The organism is Arthrobacter sp. KNU40 (genome assembly GCF_051515115.1).
Classification (GTDB): Bacteria; Actinomycetota; Actinomycetes; order Actinomycetales; family Micrococcaceae; genus Arthrobacter.
Map to the genome: position 1 here is coordinate 4,214,313 of NZ_CP195850.1, position 20,314 is coordinate 4,234,626.

Annotated in this window: 20 protein-coding genes; 13 read left to right on the forward strand and 7 right to left on the reverse strand. The window is 62.8% G+C overall.

What is annotated here, in order from left to right:
* Positions 1 to 25 precede the first annotated feature (25 nt).
* Positions 26 to 2,359, reverse strand: coding sequence for a glycosyltransferase family 2 protein (locus ACSKT0_RS19575; RefSeq protein WP_437771199.1), 2,334 nt, complete (start codon positions 2,357 to 2,359; stop codon positions 26 to 28).
* Between the two features lie 217 nt (positions 2,360 to 2,576).
* Here ACSKT0_RS19575 and ACSKT0_RS19580 point away from each other — a divergent pair, with 217 nt between their 5' ends.
* The gene (locus ACSKT0_RS19580; RefSeq protein ID WP_437771200.1) at positions 2,577 to 4,145 is read left to right on the forward strand and encodes a chitinase; all 1,569 of its coding nucleotides are present in this window, start codon (positions 2,577 to 2,579) and stop codon (positions 4,143 to 4,145) included.
* Positions 4,146 to 4,360: 215 nt separating this feature from the next.
* Here the strand turns inward: ACSKT0_RS19580 and ACSKT0_RS19585 are convergent, their stop codons facing one another.
* Positions 4,361 to 4,564, reverse strand: a complete 204-nt coding sequence (locus ACSKT0_RS19585) for a hypothetical protein (protein WP_437771201.1) — start codon at positions 4,562 to 4,564, stop codon at positions 4,361 to 4,363.
* 567 nt (positions 4,565 to 5,131) lie between these two features.
* Between ACSKT0_RS19585 and ACSKT0_RS19590 the strand changes: the two genes are divergently transcribed.
* Genes ACSKT0_RS19590 through ACSKT0_RS19600 form a run of 3 tightly spaced genes read left to right on the forward strand, consistent with a single transcriptional unit; the run spans position 5,132 to position 7,110 of the window.
* The gene (locus tag ACSKT0_RS19590) at positions 5,132 to 5,545 is read left to right on the forward strand and encodes an ArsR/SmtB family transcription factor (protein WP_437771202.1); all 414 of its coding nucleotides are present in this window, start codon (positions 5,132 to 5,134) and stop codon (positions 5,543 to 5,545) included.
* Positions 5,542 to 6,507: a cation diffusion facilitator family transporter gene (locus ACSKT0_RS19595; protein ID WP_437771203.1), complete on the forward strand. Its 966-nt coding sequence runs from the start codon at positions 5,542 to 5,544 to the stop codon at positions 6,505 to 6,507. The genes ACSKT0_RS19590 and ACSKT0_RS19595 overlap by 4 nt, the downstream gene beginning before the upstream one ends.
* Before the next feature lie 36 nt (positions 6,508 to 6,543).
* Positions 6,544 to 7,110: a cation transporter gene (locus tag ACSKT0_RS19600; RefSeq protein ID WP_437771204.1), complete on the forward strand. Its 567-nt coding sequence runs from the start codon at positions 6,544 to 6,546 to the stop codon at positions 7,108 to 7,110.
* On the opposite strand, the gene ACSKT0_RS19605 is transcribed toward ACSKT0_RS19600, so the two are convergent.
* Positions 7,107 to 7,922, reverse strand: coding sequence for an MBL fold metallo-hydrolase (locus ACSKT0_RS19605; RefSeq protein WP_437771205.1), 816 nt, complete (start codon positions 7,920 to 7,922; stop codon positions 7,107 to 7,109). The genes ACSKT0_RS19600 and ACSKT0_RS19605 overlap by 4 nt on opposite strands.
* Before the next feature lie 230 nt (positions 7,923 to 8,152).
* Between ACSKT0_RS19605 and ACSKT0_RS19610 the strand changes: the two genes are divergently transcribed.
* The 4 genes from ACSKT0_RS19610 (at position 8,153) to ACSKT0_RS19625 (ending at position 12,186) form a co-directional block, all read left to right on the forward strand.
* Complete coding sequence (locus ACSKT0_RS19610; protein ID WP_437771206.1) at positions 8,153 to 8,527, forward strand: DUF7793 family protein; 375 nt, start codon at positions 8,153 to 8,155, stop codon at positions 8,525 to 8,527.
* A gap of 9 nt (positions 8,528 to 8,536) precedes the next feature.
* Positions 8,537 to 10,105, forward strand: a complete 1,569-nt coding sequence (locus tag ACSKT0_RS19615) for a putative bifunctional diguanylate cyclase/phosphodiesterase (RefSeq protein WP_437771207.1) — start codon at positions 8,537 to 8,539, stop codon at positions 10,103 to 10,105.
* Between the two features lie 9 nt (positions 10,106 to 10,114).
* On the forward strand, positions 10,115 to 10,933 hold the full coding sequence (locus ACSKT0_RS19620) for a class I SAM-dependent methyltransferase (RefSeq protein ID WP_437771208.1): 819 nt from the start codon (positions 10,115 to 10,117) through the stop codon (positions 10,931 to 10,933).
* A 140-nt stretch (positions 10,934 to 11,073) separates the two neighbouring features.
* A complete protein-coding gene (locus tag ACSKT0_RS19625) occupies positions 11,074 to 12,186 on the forward strand; it encodes an EAL domain-containing protein (RefSeq protein ID WP_437771209.1) in 1,113 nt (370 codons plus the stop codon).
* A 12-nt stretch (positions 12,187 to 12,198) separates the two neighbouring features.
* On the opposite strand, the gene ACSKT0_RS19630 is transcribed toward ACSKT0_RS19625, so the two are convergent.
* Positions 12,199 to 12,843, reverse strand: a complete 645-nt coding sequence (locus tag ACSKT0_RS19630) for a TetR/AcrR family transcriptional regulator (protein WP_437771210.1) — start codon at positions 12,841 to 12,843, stop codon at positions 12,199 to 12,201.
* A gap of 249 nt (positions 12,844 to 13,092) precedes the next feature.
* Between ACSKT0_RS19630 and ACSKT0_RS19635 the strand changes: the two genes are divergently transcribed.
* Complete coding sequence (locus tag ACSKT0_RS19635) at positions 13,093 to 14,598, forward strand: FAD-dependent oxidoreductase (RefSeq protein ID WP_437771211.1); 1,506 nt, start codon at positions 13,093 to 13,095, stop codon at positions 14,596 to 14,598.
* A gap of 263 nt (positions 14,599 to 14,861) precedes the next feature.
* Positions 14,862 to 15,230, forward strand: coding sequence for a hypothetical protein (locus ACSKT0_RS19640; RefSeq protein WP_437771212.1), 369 nt, complete (start codon positions 14,862 to 14,864; stop codon positions 15,228 to 15,230).
* Positions 15,231 to 15,242: 12 nt separating this feature from the next.
* On the opposite strand, the gene ACSKT0_RS19645 is transcribed toward ACSKT0_RS19640, so the two are convergent.
* Positions 15,243 to 15,626: a hypothetical protein gene (locus ACSKT0_RS19645; RefSeq protein ID WP_437771213.1), complete on the reverse strand. Its 384-nt coding sequence runs from the start codon at positions 15,624 to 15,626 to the stop codon at positions 15,243 to 15,245.
* A 123-nt stretch (positions 15,627 to 15,749) separates the two neighbouring features.
* On the opposite strand from ACSKT0_RS19645, the gene ACSKT0_RS19650 reads away from it, so the two are divergent.
* Positions 15,750 to 17,060 (forward strand): ISL3 family transposase, encoded by a 1,311-nt coding sequence (locus ACSKT0_RS19650; protein ID WP_437771214.1) that lies wholly within the window; start codon positions 15,750 to 15,752, stop codon positions 17,058 to 17,060.
* On the opposite strand, the gene ACSKT0_RS19655 is transcribed toward ACSKT0_RS19650, so the two are convergent.
* Positions 17,029 to 17,250 (reverse strand): NAD(P)-binding domain-containing protein, encoded by a 222-nt coding sequence (locus ACSKT0_RS19655; protein WP_437771215.1) that lies wholly within the window; start codon positions 17,248 to 17,250, stop codon positions 17,029 to 17,031. The two genes, ACSKT0_RS19650 and ACSKT0_RS19655, sit on opposite strands and share 32 nt — an antisense overlap.
* A gap of 875 nt (positions 17,251 to 18,125) precedes the next feature.
* On the opposite strand from ACSKT0_RS19655, the gene ACSKT0_RS19660 reads away from it, so the two are divergent.
* Both ACSKT0_RS19660 and ACSKT0_RS19665 read left to right on the forward strand, forming a co-directional pair.
* A complete protein-coding gene (locus ACSKT0_RS19660; RefSeq protein WP_390278310.1) occupies positions 18,126 to 18,767 on the forward strand; it encodes a hypothetical protein in 642 nt (213 codons plus the stop codon).
* A gap of 437 nt (positions 18,768 to 19,204) precedes the next feature.
* A complete protein-coding gene (locus ACSKT0_RS19665; protein ID WP_437771216.1) occupies positions 19,205 to 19,411 on the forward strand; it encodes a hypothetical protein in 207 nt (68 codons plus the stop codon).
* 9 nt (positions 19,412 to 19,420) lie between these two features.
* Here ACSKT0_RS19665 and ACSKT0_RS19670 read toward each other — a convergent pair whose 3' ends face one another.
* Positions 19,421 to 20,209 carry an endo-1,4-beta-xylanase gene (locus tag ACSKT0_RS19670; protein WP_437771217.1) on the reverse strand — a complete coding sequence of 263 codons (789 nt, stop codon included), beginning with the start codon at positions 20,207 to 20,209 and terminating at the stop codon, positions 19,421 to 19,423.
* Between the last annotated feature and the right edge of the window lie 105 nt (positions 20,210 to 20,314).

Below are 20,314 nucleotides of genomic sequence, written 5' to 3' on the forward strand. Positions count from 1 at the left end.
ACCGGCGCCCAAGGCCAGCGTAGCCCTACGCCGATCCGGCCCGTTTCCGGCGGTCGTTCTTGCCCCGGAGGTCGCGGTTCAGGCGGCGGTCACCGTGGTAGAGCAGCGACTCCCAGTCGACCTGTTCCGGGGTTTTGGGGATGATGGCCGGCGGCTGTGCTTTCGGCTTCTTGGGCTCGACGTACAGCCAGTTCAGCACGCCAAGGTACATGTCCACTCCGGAGTTGGCCAGTCCGATGTAAGCCCGGATAGCACCGGCGGCCATGACGGCGTTGAAGGCGGCGAATGCGGCGTTGCCCCAGTTTCCCAGTTCCCAGTTGCGCCAGACGGTCAACAAGGAGAACGCAACGATCAAGTACGGAGCGAGGACGTAGAGGGCCGGTGCGGCGGTACGGTCCTTGACCTTCGGGGTTCGGACGAACGGGATCTTGTCTCCCGTGAGGGCTTGCTGGAGGGATTTCAGGACGCCTGCGAGATTGACCGGAAGGAGAACGAGGTTGAATCCGTAGATCCGGAAGATGTCGCTGAACCGGTGGCCGCAGTCCCGCAGGTCGCTTCCCATGGCCAGGAAGTAGGGCAGGGCCGCAAGGAAGACCAAGGGGCTGAGGAGACGGCTGTCGTAGGGGTATGCGAGGAGGAACAGCAACCCGAAGCTCGCCCAGGTGATGGAGGCCATGTAGTTGACGCGCAGCAGGATTTCGCGGAAGAGGACCGGCCGGGCTTGGCCTCGGCGCTTGCGGATCTGTTCCCAGAGTTTGGGCAGGATCAGCAGGCCGCCGTTGGCCCAGCGCCGTCGCTGCACCACGAGCGATCCGAAGTCCGGCGGGGTGGCGCTGTAGCTGAGCCGCTCCGGGTAGTTGGCCAAGGTCCAGCCATGCTTACCGAGGTCCACGCTGGACTCGGTGTCTTCAATGACGGTGCGGTCCTGGATGTAGGTTCTGACCTCGAAGCCGCCCACGGTGGAGATCTCTACGATGTCCTCCAGGGCGCGTTTGCGGATCACGGCGTTCGCGCCCACCCAGAACGTGGCGCCGTATTGGGTCATGCCCTGGTGCTGGATGTGCTGGATGTCCGTGGTGGCCCCGGCGATGCGCTCAATCCGGGTCGGGGCGCCGCGGAAGGAGGAATACGGAGTCTGGGTGACGGCTACCTGCTCATTTCCAGGGGATTCGAGGAGATGAACCAAGCGGAGGCAGTAATCGCGCAGCAGCATCGAGTCCGCATCCAGAGTCAGGACGTAGGTGGTGTCCGGGACCGACAGCACATCGCCGTCGTCGACCCCTGCGGGCCGCAAGACGGTCCCGTCCGCGGTCTGTTCCGGGTGCCAGGTCCCGCCCATGAGTGAGAGGTAGGCGTTCAGGTTCATGGCCTTGTTGGCCTCGTGGGAGAGGCTCGCGAACCGCTTCCGCTCGAACGTGGAAACCCGTGCGTTGAAGATCCAGGTCAGCCGCGCATACAGTTCAGCGATGCGTTCCGGGCCGGGCGACTTCCGCTGTGCGTTGGCGGCCGTAAGGGCCAGGATCACGAGCCGTAGTTCCCGGGCCAGGCCCATGAGGACCAGATCGACGAAGAACTCATCCACGTGGTCCTCGACGGACTCGGTCTCGGCCATAGCTTCGAGCCATTCGGCAGCGTATTGGTATTCGGCGATGAGCCGCTCAACCTCGGTGCCGGGGTCTGGTTCAGGTCCTTGATCACGACGACGGCGGTACCTCGCGTAGGCGGCGTTGACCCTCGCGGCTGGTTCTTCGAGGGTTTCGGTGATCTGGCCGGCAAGGGCACGGGTGGCTTCCAGGCGCCGGAGCACGTCCGGGTCCTTGGGGAAGGGTGGGTCATCAAGAAGAAGCACAACGCTCAGGTCCGGGAATTCCTGCAGGACCGCGGACCACATGGTGCCGCGCACTACTTCCGGTTCTTCTGCGTAAGAAGGAATCAGCACGGTGATGCCCTCGGAGTAGTCGAAGAAGTGCCGGTCCAGTTCCCCTCGGGGAACCCGTCGGTGGGCCCGAAAGCGGGTCAGGGCGCCCTGGCGGGCGGTGAGGTACATCAACGCCGAGAACGTCAGGAAGGACACCACTACCAAGTAGGAGAGGGTCTCGGCGCCGAAGCGGAATCCAGCGCCGGGGTTGTCCACCAGCTGCTTGAGCACCGTCGTGACCAAATAGCCGACCCAGGCAAGCACGGTGGTGAGGACGCCGACGCGGCCGAGGACAATTTTCCGCCGCGATGGTGCCGGGTGGACGATCGAGAGCGGTTCGGAGCGCTTTTCCGCTCCCCACTGACGCTTTCGGGCCTTTGAAGACTGCCCGTCCGCCGTTCCCTGTTCATCGGGGCGAAGCAGCACAATCTGATCCGACATGAATCCCCATTCGCTGTCCGTGCACCCCCAGCGGGCACACGGCACAATGCGGGCGTAATGTAACGGACCGCACTTCAGTGCGCCCCTATGATAGGCGAACAACGCGGAGTTCCGACAGAACTCATGGAAATGCTACGCAAGCTGCGGCGCTTCCCGGGGAGTGAGATCTTTCCCAGACATCCGTGAAGTCCTATTCAGAAGCTCTGGGGGTATTTCTGTGTCTAAACGCTTTCCCGGCCGCCGGCTGTCCGTCCTGCGTTTGGGCATCCTTTGCGTCATCGTGGTTGCGGCGGTCACTGCCGGCTACCTCGGCCTCCGCAATGTCCAGGATGTCAGTGCCGCCGCATCCATGCCCTCGGTGTTCTCCGGCTATGTGGATGTGACGGCGACGCCCCGCTTCGCGTTCGAAGATCCAGCCGTGCCCAGCGCGAAAGCCGTGGTGCTGTCCTTCGTCGTCGCCGATCCGAAGCAGGACTGCGCCCCGTCCTGGGGTGCGGCGTACAGCCCCGACCAGGCAGCTTCCGACCTCGATCTGGACCGGAGAATCGCCCGGCTCCGCCAGCTTGGCGGGGCAACGGCTGTTTCCTTCGGCGGGCTGAACAACAACGAACTCGCGGTTTCCTGCAAAGACACGAAGGCCCTGACCGACGCCTACCGGCAGATCGTGGACCGCTACGACGTCGCGACGGTAGATCTCGACGTCGAAGGCGTCGCCCTGGGCGACCTGGCCGCTGCCGACCGACGGGCCCAAGCCATTGCCGCCCTCCAGAAGGAACGCAAAGCCAGTGGCAAGCCCCTCGCCGTCTGGCTGACCCTTGCGGCCGACCCAGACGGCCTCACGAGCCAAGGCCAGGGCATCGTGGCGCATACCCTGTCCGGCGGAGTCGATCTGGAGGGTGTAAACATCATGACGATGGATTTCGGCGCCAGTAAGCCTGCAGCTTGGAGCATGTCCCGGGCCTCGGAGTCAGCTGCGGATGCCGCCCACGATCAGCTGGCCGCCCTCTACAGCAACGCCGGAACTGACTTTGGGAGCGAAACCATCTGGCGCAAACTTGGCCTGACCGTCATGGTGGGCCAGAACGATATCGCCGGCGAAATATTCACCCTCGATGACGCTGCCACCATGAACAGCTTCGTCAAGGACAAGGGCCTCGGCAGGTTGTCGATGTGGTCCATGAACAGGGACAGGACCTGCAGCCCCAACTACCCGGATTTGAGCAAGGTCTCGGACAGCTGCAGCGGGGTGGTCCAGGGTTCCCAACTGTTCTCGACCACGCTCGCCCATGACGTGGCACTGCCTACGCCGGCTATTACTCCATCGCCAACAGTCACTGCCTCAAGTAGCGCACCCGCCACCACCACCGATGACCCGGCAACGAGCCCCTATCCGATATGGAGCACCTATGCCGCTTATACGGCTGCGGACAGGGTGGTCTGGCACGGAAGCGTCTATGAGGCGAAATGGTGGACCCGCGCTGACGTCCCGGACAACCCGGTCCTGCAGGGCGGCGCCACTCCGTGGAAACTCGTGGGTCCGGTGCTGCCCGGAGACAGGCCAAGCCCCAAGGCAACGGTGCCTGCGGGGACCTTCCCGGCATGGGTTCCGGAGACCATCTATCACAAGGGCGACCGCATTCTGTTCGAAGGATCCGCGTTCGAGGCCAAGTGGTGGACCCAAGGCGACAGCCCGGAAGCCGCAGTCCAAGGCGCCCCTGACTCCCCCTGGGCAAGATTGACCACGGCCCAGATCCTGGCCGCATCCCCCACCGCGCCGGCTTCCTGAAGCGCGAACTGGCAGCAGATGCCCGCAAAATCGCCCGCTCCCTGTTACACCCGCCGTCACACCCGCCCCGCGAAGTTAAGCGCGAATTGGCAGCAGATGCCCTTTCCGTTGCTTTTTGCGGGCATCTGCTGCCTGTTCGCGATGGGGGGGAAGGCCCTCCGCCGTCGGTTTCAGGGGGGGCTCGACGGCGGAGGGCTGGCTGGGGTTGGGGGGTGTTACTGGGCGGCGGCGGTGCGCTGGGTGCCGGTGAAGGTGAAGGCGATGGTGCTGCTCTGGTTCTGCAGGGAGTTGTCCGCGGTGGCGGGCAGGGTCAGGGTGACGCGGAGGTCGTCGGTGTGGCCGGGCGCGACCGAGGTCAGGTTTGCCAGGGCGATGTTGGCGCCGACTTTGCCGGTGGTGGTTTTCAGGTTGAGAACCATGATGATTTCCGTTTCTTGAAGCCCGTGAGACCGGGACTTTGCTGTCCGATGACCTCTACTTTCCGGCAGGAATTTTATGAAGCCGCAAGGTTCCCGCAAGCTTTTCTCGAAGATTAGTTAAATATTCAATCAAGTAGTTTTCGAGTGTTGAGCAGGCGGGTGCCCGCAGCGGGCAAGTAGTGGAAACGAGTAACGACGCGAACTGGCAGCTGATGCCCATAAAATCGTTTCCAGAGGGCATTTACTGCCTGTTCGCGCTAAGGCCGCTACCGCAGCCCAAACCCTTAGCGTCGGAGCGCTATTACGACGACGGCGACGGTCGCCACAGCGAGGATCGCCAACCCCACGTATGCAAGCACCTGAAGGCGCTGCTTTCGAATTTCCCGCTTCGATTCACGAGCCGACAGCCCAATCATCTTGTTCCCCATACGGGGAGCGTACGCCGCGATTGTTTCGCTCGGGCAACAAGAAAGATAACTGTTACGAAGTTCCCAGCTGGCAACCCCTGGCTAAGAACCGTGTCCCCTATACTGACATCTGAATACTTGTTCAGATGTTGGAGGTCCCGTGGTTGCCAGTGAAGCTGTCGATGAATGCGGCGTGAAACTCGTCGACCCCGACAGGGTCGAACTCGTCCGTGCAGCCCTGCCCTCGGATCATGACATTGTCGAGCTGGCGGACGTGTTCTCGCTGCTCGGCGATCCTGGGCGCTTGCGGCTGTTGACGTCGCTGCTGGAAGGCGGGGAACTGTGCGTCTGCGACCTTGCCGCGACGACGGCGATGAGCGAGAGCGCGGTCAGCCATGCGTTGCGGCTGCTGCGCGCCCACCGGGTGGTTTCCGTTTCGAGGCGCGGCCGGATGGCGTACTACCGCCTGGATGATGCGCACGTGCGGATGCTGCTGGACCTGGGTCTGACCCACACGGGACATACCGTCGCTGTCCACCCCGAGCGCACGGCCAAGGAGGCCAAAGGCCAATGAGCACCCACAACCACGACGCGCCCGGCACCGCGCCAGGCAACCCCGCCAAGCACCACGCCCACGGCCACAGCCACGCGATAGCAGCGAATGCAGACCGGCGCTATCTGGTTATCGCGTTGGCCCTGATTGTCGGGTTCATGATCCTCGAGGTGATTGTCGCCGTCGTTTCCGGCTCGCTGGCGCTGCTCTCCGACGCCGGGCACATGCTGACCGACGCCGGTGCGATCGCCGCGTCGCTGTGGGCGATCAACCTCGCGGCCCGTCCAGCGCAGGGAATCTGGACATTCGGATTCAAGCGCGCGGAAATCCTCTCAGCGGCCGCCAACGGAATCACCTTGCTGGTCATCAGCGCCCTCGTGGCCGTGGAGGCCATCCACCGCCTCCTTGATCCGCCACCTGTCGAGGGCGGCCCTGTCCTGGTGGTCGCGATCCTCGGGATCATCGTGAACCTCGTGGCCGTGTGGGTGCTGGCCAAAGCAAACCGGTCCAGCCTGAACGTGGAAGGATCCTTCCAGCACATCCTGACCGACCTCTACGGATTCATTGCGACGGCGGTCGCCGGGCTCGTCGTCCTGACCACCGGTTTCACCCGTGCGGACGCGATAGCTTCGCTCGTCGTCGTGGCCCTGATGCTGCACGCCGCGTGGGGCCTGCTGCGGGACTCCGGGAGGATCCTCCTGGAAGGCGCACCGGAAGGTGTCGACCTGGACCAGGTCAGGGAACACCTCCTCGAAACCGGGCACGTGCACGACGTCCATGACCTGCACGTCTGGACAGTCACCTCGGACCTTCCCGCCCTGTCCGCGCACGTCGTCCTGGACGAGAGCTGCTTCCACGACGGACATGCCCCGCTCATCCTTGACCAGCTGCAGAACTGCCTTACCGGGCATTTCGACGTCGAACACTCCACCTTCCAGCTCGAACCCGCCGGCCATGCCATCCACGAAACCGGAACCCATTGATGACCCCCCCCTGCCCCAACCACAGACTCCGGGAGGTTGTTGCGTCGCGGGCTGCGGCTGGAATACGCAACCCTGGGCTGGAACGTGGTGGGCCTCGGCGTTCTGGCAGCCGCCGCCATTCAAGCCGGTTCCCCGGCCCTGGCCGGTTTCGGCCTGGATTCCCTGATCGAGATCTTCGCTTCGATCGTGGTGGTGTGGCAGCTCAAAGGTGCCAACAAGGAACGCGAAGCCCCCGCAATGCGCCTGATAGGGATAGCCTTCGCCGTCCTCGGCTCCTACCTGCTCATCCAGGTGGCCATCGTGTTTGCCACCGGAGTCCGCCCTGCCACCTCAGGTGCGGGCATCGCCTGGACGGCCCTGACCTTCGTGGTCATGCTCGCCCTCGCGTGGGGCAAGATCCGCACCGGAAGCGCCTTGGGCAATCCGGTGCTCCGGGCAGAAGGAAAAGTGACCCTCGTGGACGCCTACCTGGCCGGCGCGGTCCTGGCAGGCCTGGTTCTGAATGCCCTTTTCGGGTGGTGGTGGGCCGATCCCCTGGCGGGGGTGGTCATCATTTACTACGCAGCAATGGAGGCCCGCCACGCCTTCAAGCACACCCCTTAGTGGTGTGCTTGCGTCTCCTGGAGCCGCTTGATGAACCAGCGTGATTGCTCGGGTCCGTAGGGAAGCACCGGGATCGCCTTGGTAGCGTCCGACGGCGTGTCCCGGATCGACTGCCTCGCTTGCCTTACCGCTGTGGACATGGTGTTGGCCATGGTCTTCACGAACTGGTCGCTGCAGGGCTTGCCGTGGCCGGGGATGAGGAACTCGTAGCGGTGGCGCAGGGCCGAGATGTGCCGCAGCACGTCTGCCCAATCTTCCGGGTACGAGTCCTCGAACGACGGATGTGCGCCTTGTTCCACGAGGTCACCGGCGAAAAGGGTGCTGGGCGTGCCTACCAGGAGATCGCCGTCGGTGTGGCCGCGGCCCAGGTAGAACAGGGTGGCGGTGAGGCCGCCGAGGTCGACCAGGACGGGCTGATCCTTGACGATCGCGTTGGGAATGACGAGTTCGACGGCGTCACCCTTGCCCGCGGCCATCTCCGGTTCGGTGGCGGAGACGAAGCGGCGCTGGTGGTCGCCGTCGTCGTCGATTGTCGCCGCACAGTTAACGTGCCCCCAAAACTCGGTGACGCCGTCGTCGGCAAAAACGGCGTTGCCGAAGTAGTGGTCGTAGTGGGCGTGGGTATTTACGACGACGAGAGGCACTTGGGTCTTTTCGCGGACTGCGGCGAGGATCTGCCGGCCTTGGCGGGGGCCGCAACCGGTGTCGATCACCATGGCTCGTTCCGTGCCTACTACGAGGCCCGTATTGAGCAGGCACCCTTCGGTCTCCAACACGTAGTTGTTAGGGCCGACTTCGAGCCATGCTGACATTGTTTCTCCGTCTGATGCGTTCCGGCAGTGTTCAGGCCTCGATTCTACCCACGTGGAGCCGGGAGGATCGGGACAAAAGCCCCAGTTGAGACCCGGGCCGTTCGAAATTGCTCAATGCGCAGGAAGAAGGCTTGAGGAGCAATGCGCGGGAAGCTACGCTATCGGGGTTGGCGATGCTACTTGTTAACTAGTTGCTGCTATTCGGCGGCCTGACTGGGGAGGACGTGATCGTGATACCGGAAACTGCGGACGGTGAAAAGGCCACTGTCGATTTAGGCGTCGACGGTCTTCTCCATCTGCGCTGGCGGCCCGGGGTCGCCATTGAGGTTGAGGATGCGCGGGCGGCCATGGCGAAAGTCGACGAGCTCTGCCAGCAGGAGCAGCATCCGATGCTTGTGGACATGGCCACGGTCGCTTCCGTTAGCCGGGAGGCCCGTGGTGTGTGGTCCATTCCGTGCGGCGCTTCACGCATCGCTTTGTTAGGTACGTCGCCTGTAGACCGCGTCCTGGCGAACTTCTTCCTCGGCGTGCACGTCCCGCCTTGCCCGACCCGTTTTTTCACATCGCGCCGCGATGCGCTGGACTGGCTTAATGCGGGTGCGTAAGCCCCGGAGGTGCGTCCTGCTGCAGCCCACTGGGACTACATGACCTCGAGGGAGAGCGTCGAGGACCCGCGCCTGCAGCTGTTGGTTGACGGGGTTGTCCGATTGGCTGCCGGCGATCTGGACGCACGCATTGAACCTTCGAAACATCGGGATGACATTGATGCCGTCATCACGGGAGTCAACCTCCTCGCAGAAGAACTGGGCCACATTCATGCGGATTTGGAACAGCGGGTGGCCGCCCGCACGGCCATGTTGCGGCGTACACAGGTTGAGCTTGAACAGATGGCCAAGACAGATGCCCTAACCGGCCTTGCAAACAGGACGTTGCTTACCGAGCGGATCCAGGGAGCGATCCTGTCCAGCCCCGACGGCGGAAAAGCCCCGGCCGTGTTGCTGCTGGACCTGGACTCATTCAAGGCCATCAATGACATCCTGGGCCACAGCGCCGGTGACGCCGTGCTAGTGGAAGTTGCCAAACGTCTCCGGTCCGCCGTCAGGGAACAGGATACGGTGGCCCGCCTAGGCGGGGATGAGTTTGCCATCCTCGTTGCCGCCGCTACCGAAGAGGAGATCCTTCGAATTGCGCACCGCGCATCGGAGTATCTGCAGGACAGCATGTCTATCGGCATGGAGACGGTTTGGGCGATGGCCAGCATCGGCGTTTGCATCGGCACGCCGGGGTACCGGGCTGAAACGCTGATGCGCGATGCCGACATTGCCATGTACCAGGCAAAGGCGCGGGGCCGCAACAATGTCCAGCTCTTCCAGCCGGAGATGCTCGACGCCGTTCAGGAACGGTCGCGCATAACCGCCGAACTGCGTACCGCTGTTGCCGGAGGAGAGCTGGCGCTGGTGTATCAGCCGGTGGTCGAATTGGCTTCCAGCCGCGTCATCGGCGTCGAAGCCCTCCTCCGATGGCATCACCCTGTCCGCGGCACCATCATGCCGGGCAGCTTCATTGGCATCGCAGAAGAAACCGGCTTGATCTTTGAGCTGGGACGTTGGGTGCTGCATGAAGGTCTCGCCCAAATGAGGCGCTGGAGCCAGACCCACCCGGACCTGCCGGACTATTGTCTGCACATCAATCTCTCTGCCGCCGAACTGCTTCGAACCGACTTGCTTGACGATATCCGGGACACGCTGGCCAGGTATTGCCTGGATCCTCGGCGTCTGATCCTGGAGATCACCGAGACTGTATTGATGTCGCGTGAAACCGGACAGGAACAGGTCCTTAGCGGCCTCCGGGAGCTCGGTGTAGGGCTGCAGATTGACGACTTCGGTACCGGCTATTCGTCCATCAGCTACCTCAGGTCGCTTCCGGCAGACACTGTGAAGGTCGATCAGTCCCTCATTAAGGACATGGAGTCGGACCCTCGGCAACAAAAATTCGTCGCGGCCATTCTGCAGCTGATTTTCGCTGCGGGGCTCAACGCGACCGTGGAAGGCATCGAAACCGCAGAGCAGGCGGCCCAGCTGGAGGCCATGGGTTGCCTCTACGGGCAAGGCTACTTCTACGGATATCCGGTACCAGCCGCGGAAATCCCGGATCAGCTCCGCCGGCCCGCACGGCGTCTGTAGAGTTAGCGCATGTCGAAGCTTTGGGACCAGATGTTGCTTGTCCCCACAGTCGTACGCCTCGCTTCCCGGGCACCGAGAAATCCGGACACCGCGTGGGAAGGATACTGGCGCGGAATCCGCACTACGGGCCCTTCCGGAGACGTGCTTTGGGACTCGGACTCCGCGGCCGAGCGCGCGCAGTACACCGACGCGATTGCAGCCCACTTTGATCCTAATCTTCCGGTAGTTGACGTAGGGTGCGGCAACGGAACCCACACCCGCTGGCTTGCAGGCCTCTTTCCACGGGTTCTCGGAATCGACGTCTCCGAGGGAGCGATAGAGATGGCGAGCAGGGAAGCAGAAGGCGTCCAAAATGCCGACTTCATGGTTCTGGACGCTTCGGGGGCAGGTGCTGGGGAGCTCCTGTTGGAGCGGTTGGGGCCCGCCAATGTCTTTGTCCGCGGAGTCTTCCACGTCTTGAAACCCGGCAAGCAGGCTGCCATGGCTGCCAACCTCCGAGCCGTCATCGGGGACAGGGGCCGGGTGCTACTGGCCGAAACGAACTTCCGCGGAAATAGCCTCGGTTACCTGACCGAGCTCGGCGCCACCCGGCAAAGCATGCCCCTGCAGCTGCGGCGCGCTTTGGAGAACCTTCCCCGGCCCGGGCATTTCGGCTCCAGGGAACGGCACGACGTATTTTCGGCTGCAGAATGGCAGTTGATTGCTGACGGCCCGGTTAACATCGAAGTGGTCCCGATGAACTCCAGCGGTCTTCCGCAGTGGGTTCCGGGATATTACGCACTTCTGTCCGGCGCGAAGGATTCCGAAACAGAAAAAGAACGGGTGTAATTTCATCCGGCGCGCACCCGCGGGTTACATCCCAATGAAGATTTCATTTCAATCCGGGCCGACCGGTTTGTTCGGCTGTAGTATTCCCTTAGCTTGCAGGTCCCGGACTCAGCCGGAACTAAACGCAAAGGAATGATTTCATGTCGACGCGGAAACGGTCTTTACTTGCATTGACCGACGCCGGGATGCAGGCCAGTCAGGAGACTGTGGAGCAGCCCATCGAGCAGTTGCGTGAGCTGCGCCTCCAGGTCCTGGAAATCATCGATGAAGTCCTGGGGGACTCTTCGCAGGCAACGGATGCGGTGCGGGAACAACTTCGCCAGCACATTGCCGCCCACCCCGGGCATCCGGAAGAGGCCTTGCTGGAACACTTGTCTGCGCTCAGGTCGGGACAGCCGGCCCCGCAGGACGATCCGGACCGGCCCGCCCCGGCCCCGCATGGCGAGCCGGAATCCCAGCACCCAAACAGCCAGCACCCTGGCAGTCCACGGCTCGAGGCCGTTCTCAGGGACCGGATGCTGATGACCGCCTTCCAGCCCGTTTTCGACCTGACCACGTCCACTGTCGTCGGCGCCGAGGCTTTGACCCGCTTCGTCAGCGATAGCGGGGACCCTGCCGATTACTGGTTCGCGGAAGCCGGGGATTCGGGGCTCCGTACTGATCTTGAATTCGCGGCGTTGGAGTGCGGGCTCGAGGCCGCGCTGAAGCTGCCGCCCCACCTTTTCGTGGCGTTGAAGCTTTCCGACGAAGTCTGCTTGGATCCGCGCCTTCCCGGGCTTTTCGATCAGAGTCCGGTGGCACCAGCCCGGGTCATCCTTGAAGTCTCCGGGAGGTTCCCTCAGGAACAGGCTGCTTCGCTCGATGCGGCGCTGGCCCCGCTGCGCAGTGCCGGCGTGCGCTTGTCCATTGAAAACACCGGTTCGTTCTTCGTCGGGGCCAGCCATATTCTTCGGCTGAAGCCGGAGATGATCAAGCTGGAGCGGAATCTGACTGCAGGCCTCGAGCTGGATTCCCTCCGGCAGGAACTCGTCGAGGCGGAGGTGGCGTTCGCGCGGGAGACCGGGGCGGCCTTGACTGCGCAACGCATCGAAACCACGGACGAACTCGCCACTCTTGCTGGCCTGGGCGTAACCCTCGGACAGGGCTATCACCTTGGGCGGCCGTCGGTCCAGCCCAGCGAATGGGCTAAGTGGGGCGGGCGTGCACGGCATCTTGCCTCCCCGGGCAGTCGCGGCCGGACCACGCGGAGCTGACGAACGGGCGCCTCAGGCAGTGACGGGGCGGTCCGGGCCTCGATGTTGTTCTATCAGCCAAGCGGCCATCTGCCGGGCGCGCTTCGACGCGAGGGCGTCTCCCTCCGTGGCCGAGATGATGGAGCCCTTCATCAGGATGTGCCAGGAGCGTGCGAACTCGTCGGTGCGCTCCAGCCCGGCTTCTTCAGCCAACTCCTGGATGTGTCCCCTGATCCTGGCGAGGTAGCCGATGCTCGCTTTCCCTAGCGGATGTTCACGCCCCATTTCAAGCAGGACGTTGATGAACGAGCACGCCTCAAAATCCTCGCGCTCAAACCAGTCGCCGAATACGTCGAACATGGCAAGCAACTGCTCGTCGGCGGTGTTTCCCCGGCTCTTGGCATCGGAGATGATCAAGTCGACGGTCGAGAATTGGTCACGAAGCGCGAGGAAGGCAAGAACCAGATCGTCCTTGGACGGAAAATGGCGGTAAAAGGTGGCCTTGGCCACTCCCGAACGTTCCATGAGCTGATCGACCCCCACAGCACCGATCCCGCGCCGCGAGAACAGTTCGTAGCCAGCGTCCAAGATCCGATCCACCGCGTCATCACGGGTGGTCGTTTGTCCGGCTGGCAATGAAGACGAACCGGGCGCTTCCGAGGCATCTGGCGTACTCATGGTGAAAGCAATATTACTCGCGCCCCTACAAGACAGACCGGTCTGTCGGGCCCTTTTTGCGCCAACGCAGGGTCACTTACGGCCCATGTCGGGCAGCAACATAGGCCGTAACTGACCCCGCGTTGGGTAAGGTGCCAGTGCGCTCCCCTATTGCTTCTCTGATGGCCTTCTGCTTCTCTGACACTACCGGGCCGCCGCCGCGCTACTTCCGGTGTGGACCGCACCCGGCTGAAGGGACGTGGGACCGCTATGACTTCTTTGTGGCTAGACGCGCGCGAGGCTTCCGCAGCCGCGAGCCCCGATGAATTCACGCCTGGGAACAGTTACGACGTCGTCGTGGTCGGCGCGGGAATCACGGGCATGGCGACGGCGCTCATGCTGGCACGGACCGGGAGCAGCGTGCTGGTCCTCGAGGCCCGGCATATCGGGGCGGTCAACACCGGCAACACCACGGCCAAGTTGAGCCTGTTGCAGGGCACCGCATTGTCCGCGCTGCGTAACCAGTATCCCGTGGACGTGGTCCGTGCCTACGTTGATGCGAACAGGGCGGGCCAGAAGTGGTTGCTCACCTATCTCGAGGAGCGGGGTGTGCCTTTCCAGTATCGGGATGCCTACACCTTCGCCACCACCCCGGCCGGCGCGGATCGGCTCCGCGCGGAAGCCTTTGTGGCCCGGGCTGCGGGACTCAACGTCAAGTCCACCCGGGAGACGGGGCTGCCGTTCGACGTCGACGACGCCTTGCGGCTTGCGAAGCAGGCGCAGTTCAACCCGATGGACGTCTTGGATGCGCTCGCTGCCGATGTTCGGGCTGCCGGCGGCAGCATCGTGGAAGGTATCCGCGTCATGAACGTCAGCAACGGCGATCCCCTGACGGTGGTCACCAGGAAGGGCGAGGTCCGCGCCCGTTACGTGGTGCTCGCCACCGGGACACCGATCCTGAACCGCGGGCTCTACTTTGCGAAGCTGCGGCCGAATCGCTCCTACGCCGCCGCGCTGCGGCTGCCGGAAGGCATGAGCCCGCCGCCGGGAATGTACCTTTCGGCGGAGCCGCCCACCCGCTCGCTGAGGGACTACCCAATGCCCGACGGCGGGTCGTTGCTTTTGGTGGGCGGGTTCGGGCATGCAGGTGGCCGGGCGCCGTCGACGCAGGTTCACGTGAATGAGCTGCTCGGCTGGGCCGAACAGCACTATCCGGGTGCCGAGGTCACCCACACGTGGGCCGCCCAGGACTACCAGGCCGGCAATCTCATGCCGTTCTTCGGCAGGTTCCCCCGGGGGCACGGGAAGATCTTCTTCGGCACGGGCTACAACAAGTGGGGCATGACAAACGGTGTTGCGGCGGCGCTTGATATCACCGCCGATATCCGTGGCGAAAAGCTGGAGTGGGCCCGCACCATCCACCGCCGCGTTACGGGTCCTCGCGGGGCAGCGTCGACGATTTCGTTGAACATAGAGACACAGCAGCAGAACTTCCGGGACAAGGCAGCCCTGAAGGAGAAGCCGGCCATCACGGAGGAAACCCACCCCGCCGAGGGCACGGGCGTCACGGGGCTTTTCCACGGGAAACCCGCGGCCATCTGCACGGTGGATGGCGTGGTGTGCAGGGTGTCAGCGGAATGCGCACACCTGGGTGGGATCCTGCACTGGAACGACGCCGAGAAGTCCTGGGACTGCCCGCTGCACGGCTCCCGCTACACGGCCGCGGGAAAGCTGCTGGAGGGTCCGGCGACGCACAATTTGTTCAAACTGCAGTAGGGCGTTCAGTGTTCGATATTTCCCCTCGTTCAATGCGATTGAACGGGGAGGACTACTGAGTGTGCCGGTAGAGACTCACAAGATTTGCCGTTCGAATACTCAATTTTCGGATTCAGCCACTCATTTCTCGTCCATCGGATAGTCAGTGGCAGATGCCGGCACATATTCTGAAGCTAAGGACCGGCGCCGATCAGCGGCGTTTTTAGTTGGCGGCGCGATTATCGACTTCAATATGAGCTGTTGAAATGGCGGACAAGAGACTAATGACCGCGCGATCTAGATACTGGTTGACTTTGAGTGCGTTGCTCGGCGCGACGGTAATTGTGGTCGGGTTCGCTCCTGTTCCGCTCGTTCTCGTTCTGGGCGGTTTCCTCATGGCGGGGTTTCTTGCGACCGCGGCACTGTACGGTCATTGGCAACGCGAAGCGGTCAGGTCTAGTGCGATGGCGGCACCGGTCCCTGTGTTCAGCGCCATCATCACCTTCAACGTTGCACTTTTGCTCCGGGGGAGCGAACTCGGCTGGTACCTCATTCCGGTCCTTGCAGCGGCCCTTTTCATCGGCTGTTTCGCATGGGCACGCAAGCACGGACCCTACGTGAAGCCGGACGATGTCCGTGGAGGTCAATCGTGATCGCCGCACCGCTCAGCGTGGGTTAAGGCCTAACTGCGCCGCCAGCTCGCCGGGGCGGTTGAAGCGGTAGAAGAACGGACCGAGTTCTCCCCTGTCGAGCGTTGAGGTCAAAGTGATGAGACTTTCCAGGAGCGGAGCCTTTGCCAGGTCGCCCAGGTGTATCGGCTCGAATCCTGCGTCCCGAATGAGGCTCTCGGTGGCCTCGCGGGCATCGGCGTCGGACGCGAAAAGGGTCCCCGGCGGCATTGGCTCCGCGTCGACGGCGTCATAGATCGAAGCGAAGTTGGTATTGAACGCCTTTGCGGTGGGCCCGCCGATGATCGCTTTGACCTGTTGGGCGATCGAGTCGTAGCCCGGCGGCCGATCGCCGAAGGTATTGCTTGCGTCGATTGTCACCTGGCCGTCAAGTGGCTCATCGCATTCGAGGGTGTAGCGGGGGTGGGCGCGTCGGTGGCCGGATAGAGGTCGAGGTCTTCCGATGATGGAAGTTCCTACACTGCCCATCCGGAAGACCTCGCCGTGTCCCACGCTACCTTCCTGCCTCCTGACCTGACTACGTTCTGCCGGCTCGATGAGCTTGGGCTCGAAGCCGCCGGGCAGTGTCTCGCCCCCGGCCGTGCGGTGCTGGAATGCCGTGCCGTTGATCCGGACGACTGGTGCCATTCGTGTGGGGGCCAGGGCATCGCCCGCGGCACGGTCACACGGCCGCTCGCGCACGAACCGCTGGGATGGCGGCCGACGACGCTGCTGGTGCGGGTCCGCCGCTACAAATGCACCGAGTGCGGGCGGGTGTGGCGGCAGGACATCTCCAAAGCCGCGCAGCCGAGGGCGAAGATCTCCCGCCGCGGACTGCGCTGGGCGCTGGAGGGCATCGTGTGCCAGCACCTCACTGTCGCCCGCGTCGCGGAAGGCCTGGGCGTGTCCTGGCATACGGCGAACAGCGCGATCCTTGCCGAGGGCAAGCGGGTGTTGATCGAGGACCCGGCCCGGTTCAACGGGGTGGCCGTGATCGGCGTCGATGAGCATGTCTGGCGGCACACCCGGCGCGGGGACAAATACGTCACCGTGATCATCGACCTCACCCCGGTCCGTGACAGGACCGGGCCGGCACGGTTGCTGGACATGGTCGAGGGCCGCTCGAAACAGGTCTTCAAGGCCTGGCTCGCCGAGCGGCCCAAGGCTTGGCGGGACGGGATCGAGGTCGTCGCGATGGACGGGTTCACCGGGTTCAAGACCGCAGCCGCCGAGGAGCTCCCGGACGCGGTCGAGGTCATGGATCCGTTTCACGTCGTCCGGCTTGCCGGCGATGCCCTGGACAGGTGCCGCCAGCGCGTGCAGCAGCAGACCATTGGTCACCGCGGACGGTCCGGGGATCCGCTCTACGCAGCCCGCCGGACCCTGCACACCGGGCACGATCTGCTCACCGACAAGCAGAAGGACAGGCTGGAGGCCCTGTTCGCCGCGGACAACCATGCCGAAGTCGAAGCGACCTGGGGCATCTACCAGCGCGTCATCGCCGCCTACCGCGACCCTGACGGCACCCGAGGCAAACAGCTCATGCAAGCACTGATCGGCGCGATCAGCGCCGGCGTTCCCGCTGCGCTGACCGAGGTCATTACGCTGGGCCGCACGCTGAAACGCCGTGCAGGGGACGTGCTCGCGTACTTCGACCGGCCCGGCACCAGCAACGGCCCCACGGAAGCACTCAACGGCCGGCTCGAACACCTCCGCGGCTCCGCCCTCGGCTTCAGGAACCTTGCCAACTACATCGCCCGATCACTCCTCGAAACCGGCGGATTCAGACCGCGATTACACCCTCAAATGCGATGAGCCCGTCAAGTCCGGCAATATTGGCGAGCCCGACGGCGATCGAGTCTCCCGGAATGGCAACCACCACGACGTCAGCGGCTGTGGCATCGCCGCCGTCCCGGCCAAGCGCAGTCACGTCGTGGCCTGCAGCCGTCCAGCGTCGCGCCAAGGCGCCGCCGACGTGACCCCGTCCAATCACGGTAATCCGCATGGATTCCCCCTATTCATTTCGAGGCAACATCGACGAAGGACAACGCTCGGAGGCCCCACGCCGGCTATTCGCTGGGGCCTACTGGCCCGTGCCCACCGGATTCACCGCTCGAATTTTGTTCGGCGTCGCGGCAATCATCGCAGCGACCAACGAATTGATGCGGGCAATCAGGGCCGCCCTCGGCCTCCCCACGGAGCAAGGTAACTTTCATTCCGGCATCCTAGTCCCCAGCGCGGGCCCCGGGAAGGCTTCGCAGCCCGTGTCCCTCCGGGGAAATGCGAGAGACCAACGAGTCGTAGAACGGGAAACCCTAACCACAGCCAACTACGCTAATCCTTCCTTTGAAATGCCAAATTAGGAACTCAAGTAAAACGAGTTTTGCTCGAAATTCCCTTCCAACAAAGGCAAAAAGGCCGTATGATTTCGTGCAAGCTGTGGGTCTCAGGGGGCACCTATATGAATAGGAGCTTTCCTTGCCGCGTCTAAATATTATTGCCTCAGCTACCGCATGCCTTTCTTTGATTGCGACCATCCTTATTGCCGCACCGGCACAGGCAGGTACTGCTCAAAGGAACCCGGCACCCCAGGAACAGGAACATCAGCGGATACGAGCTGACACCGGTCGCGGAGTCCAGCCTGTCGCCTGGGATCAGGGGTTGTCGCCCGGGCCAAGTGCCAGTCCGCCGCATGAAATCGCCAAGAAGCACGACGGCGTGAATGTGATGGACGGGAACGCACCCGGAACCGCGGCAGTCCAAACGCAATCCCCCTCGGGTGCGGTACGGATTACCGTTCCCGGCAAAAAGTCAGAGACGAGACCTGCCCAGCTTAAGGGCGTCCCGATCGGGCACTTTATTGGCGAAGGGGCACCGCTTTTGACCACCGCACTGTCCGGCGCGACAACGACCACCTACAGCACTCCGCACGGCTCGCAGACGCTGATCACCGTCGAATCGGATAAGTCACCTCGCGATTACCGATTCCCGCTGGCTCTCTCGGCTGGATCCACGGCGAAGGTGGAAGCTGACGGTTCCGTCCTCATTCGAGACATCGAGGGAAGAGTTACAAGCGCCATTGTCGCCCCATGGGCATTCGATGCCGCGGGGAAGCCGGTGCCGACGACATTCAGGTTTGAGGATGGCGCCTTGGTTCAGCGCATCGACTTCAATTCCTCGAACGCATTTCCCCTAACGGCCGATCCGAGCGTTCAGTGGGTACCGTGGCCAGTCCTCGCTATCACCGGCGCCGAGTTGCAGGTACTGGCCGGCCTCACGGCCGCGGTGTTCGTGGGCGGAGTATGGACAGGATGTAAGTTCAACAAGCTGAGCGGATGGATAGCAACCGTCGTGAGCCAGATTTGCGGGTTGAGCGGCGTTACCGGAGTTGCATCTGTCATCGCTACCATCAGTGGCGCGTTCAGAAATGCCAGCCTGGTTGCCACAAAGTGCTACGGCATCAATCTTTCTAGACCGTCCGCTCCGCTCCGGGATATGCCGGCCCGAGACTGTGGCCTCTGAGAGAAGGCAATCGTGAAATGGTACAGTTGCGCGCACCCGCCGATCTTTACGGCTTCTCTGGCGCCCCTTTTTATGACCAATTGGGATCTGTGGCTTCGAATCCTCTTGCCATCGGTGGTCCTGGTTTCCTACGTGATCAATGAAGTAGTTCTTCACCGGAGGAAGAAGGCTGCACGTGCGCGCGCAGCCGAGCTCGATCGCACAGATCCGATGGCGCACGCCTACCGGGAGCCGCCTTCTTAGTCCCTCGATCAACGACGCGCAATTATGGCGCGGAGGGGGCGTCTCACCCCTGGGTGGGGCGCTCCCTCAAGCCCGTCGGGGCTAAATCTGAATAGGAGCTTAAATTGCTAAGAGCACATACTTTTGCCCAGGTAAGAAACCGACTACTCATTATTGGCGTGATTGTCTGCGCGGGCGGAGTTATCTTCGAAACGTTGGCCACAAACCTACTTTCGCTGCTTTTCTCCCTCCAAGGAGGGGCCGGCGCGGGTATCGGCCTGTGGTTCACAGGCTTCATCGTTTCAGTCGTACGCTTCGGGCTTGCCCCACTCGGCGCATCACTGATAGCTCTCGGCATCGCGGCCCACATCCTCCAAAACCAGATCCCGGACCTCCTCAACAACAATGAGAAGGACGGCTGAACTAGGTGGTCAGCCGCCCAGAGCACGCCTCATTGCGTCGTAGGCGGGCGTCGGCTGCCCGTTGTTGAAGAGAAGGTCGTGGCCCTGCTGCAGCTTGCCGTCATTGTCGATGAACCAGTCGTAGCGGTTGTCCACACCCCACGTCGTGTAGGAGACGCAGGCAGGCGAGCGCAGACAGGTCGCCAGCACCGTGGCGTACTGCTCCGCTTGGGCGCCTGTCCCCTGGCCGTCGGTGACGTCGTTCTCCGAGATGCGAACATGGAGACCGGCCGCCTCGAACGTGGCGAGAGTCTTGGACAGTTCCCCCTGCGGAATGGCGTCGGTCTTGAGGTCGTAGACGTGGGCCTGGAGTCCAACGCCGTAGATGTGGCCACCCAGGGCGTTGGTGTCGAGCGCGAGCTTGAGCAGGGCGTCCTGGCGGGGCCCCGGCACGTCGGCACCGTTTTCGTTGATGAACTGCTTGACGTCCGGATCGGCGTCGTGAACGGCCTTTGAGACGACCGCCGGGTAGCCGGGCCCGAAGACGCGGTACCAGATGTTCTGCTGGAAGCTGGTCCCTTGGTCGACGTCGAACGGCTCGTTGACGACGTCCAGCGAATCGAGCTTTCCCTTGAATTTCGGCTGTACATTGTAAATATTCGCTTCAGCATTTGACATCCATACTTCTGGATCTATGCAGTGATAGTGCTGTTCGCTTTCTTCTTTCTGCGCTGGGCGACCGTCATTCACCCAAGTTGGTGACTGCTCGTGGGAGCTATTCTTTATTTCGTGATGGTCTATTCTATTCACTGGAAGCATCGAAACAAATGGCTCCTGCTGACGCCCTTATATACACTGCTTACGCAGCCTTATCCTTCTTCCCATGGGCATTTTCTGGTATTTCGCCATGGCAATACCGGAAAA

Excerpts from the sequence above, each read along its gene's own strand:
- ACSKT0_RS19640 (WP_437771212.1), top strand. The coding sequence starts at position 14,862 with ATGACCGCGCGATCTAGATACTGGTTGACTTTGAGTGCGTTGCTCGGC.
- ACSKT0_RS19625 (WP_437771209.1), top strand. The coding sequence starts at position 11,074 with ATGTCGACGCGGAAACGGTCTTTACTTGCATTGACCGACGCCGGGATG.
- ACSKT0_RS19670 (WP_437771217.1), bottom strand. The coding sequence starts at position 20,209 with ATGCTTCCAGTGAATAGAATAGACCATCACGAAATAAAGAATAGCTCC.
- ACSKT0_RS19595 (WP_437771203.1), top strand. The coding sequence starts at position 5,542 with ATGAGCACCCACAACCACGACGCGCCCGGCACCGCGCCAGGCAACCCC.
- ACSKT0_RS19655 (WP_437771215.1), bottom strand. The coding sequence starts at position 17,250 with ATGCGGATTACCGTGATTGGACGGGGTCACGTCGGCGGCGCCTTGGCG.
- ACSKT0_RS19635 (WP_437771211.1), top strand. The coding sequence starts at position 13,093 with ATGACTTCTTTGTGGCTAGACGCGCGCGAGGCTTCCGCAGCCGCGAGC.
- ACSKT0_RS19630 (WP_437771210.1), bottom strand. The coding sequence starts at position 12,843 with ATGAGTACGCCAGATGCCTCGGAAGCGCCCGGTTCGTCTTCATTGCCA.
- ACSKT0_RS19605 (WP_437771205.1), bottom strand. The coding sequence starts at position 7,922 with ATGTCAGCATGGCTCGAAGTCGGCCCTAACAACTACGTGTTGGAGACC.
- ACSKT0_RS19575 (WP_437771199.1), bottom strand. The coding sequence starts at position 2,359 with ATGTCGGATCAGATTGTGCTGCTTCGCCCCGATGAACAGGGAACGGCG.
- ACSKT0_RS19620 (WP_437771208.1), top strand. The coding sequence starts at position 10,115 with ATGTCGAAGCTTTGGGACCAGATGTTGCTTGTCCCCACAGTCGTACGC.
- ACSKT0_RS19585 (WP_437771201.1), bottom strand. The coding sequence starts at position 4,564 with ATGGTTCTCAACCTGAAAACCACCACCGGCAAAGTCGGCGCCAACATC.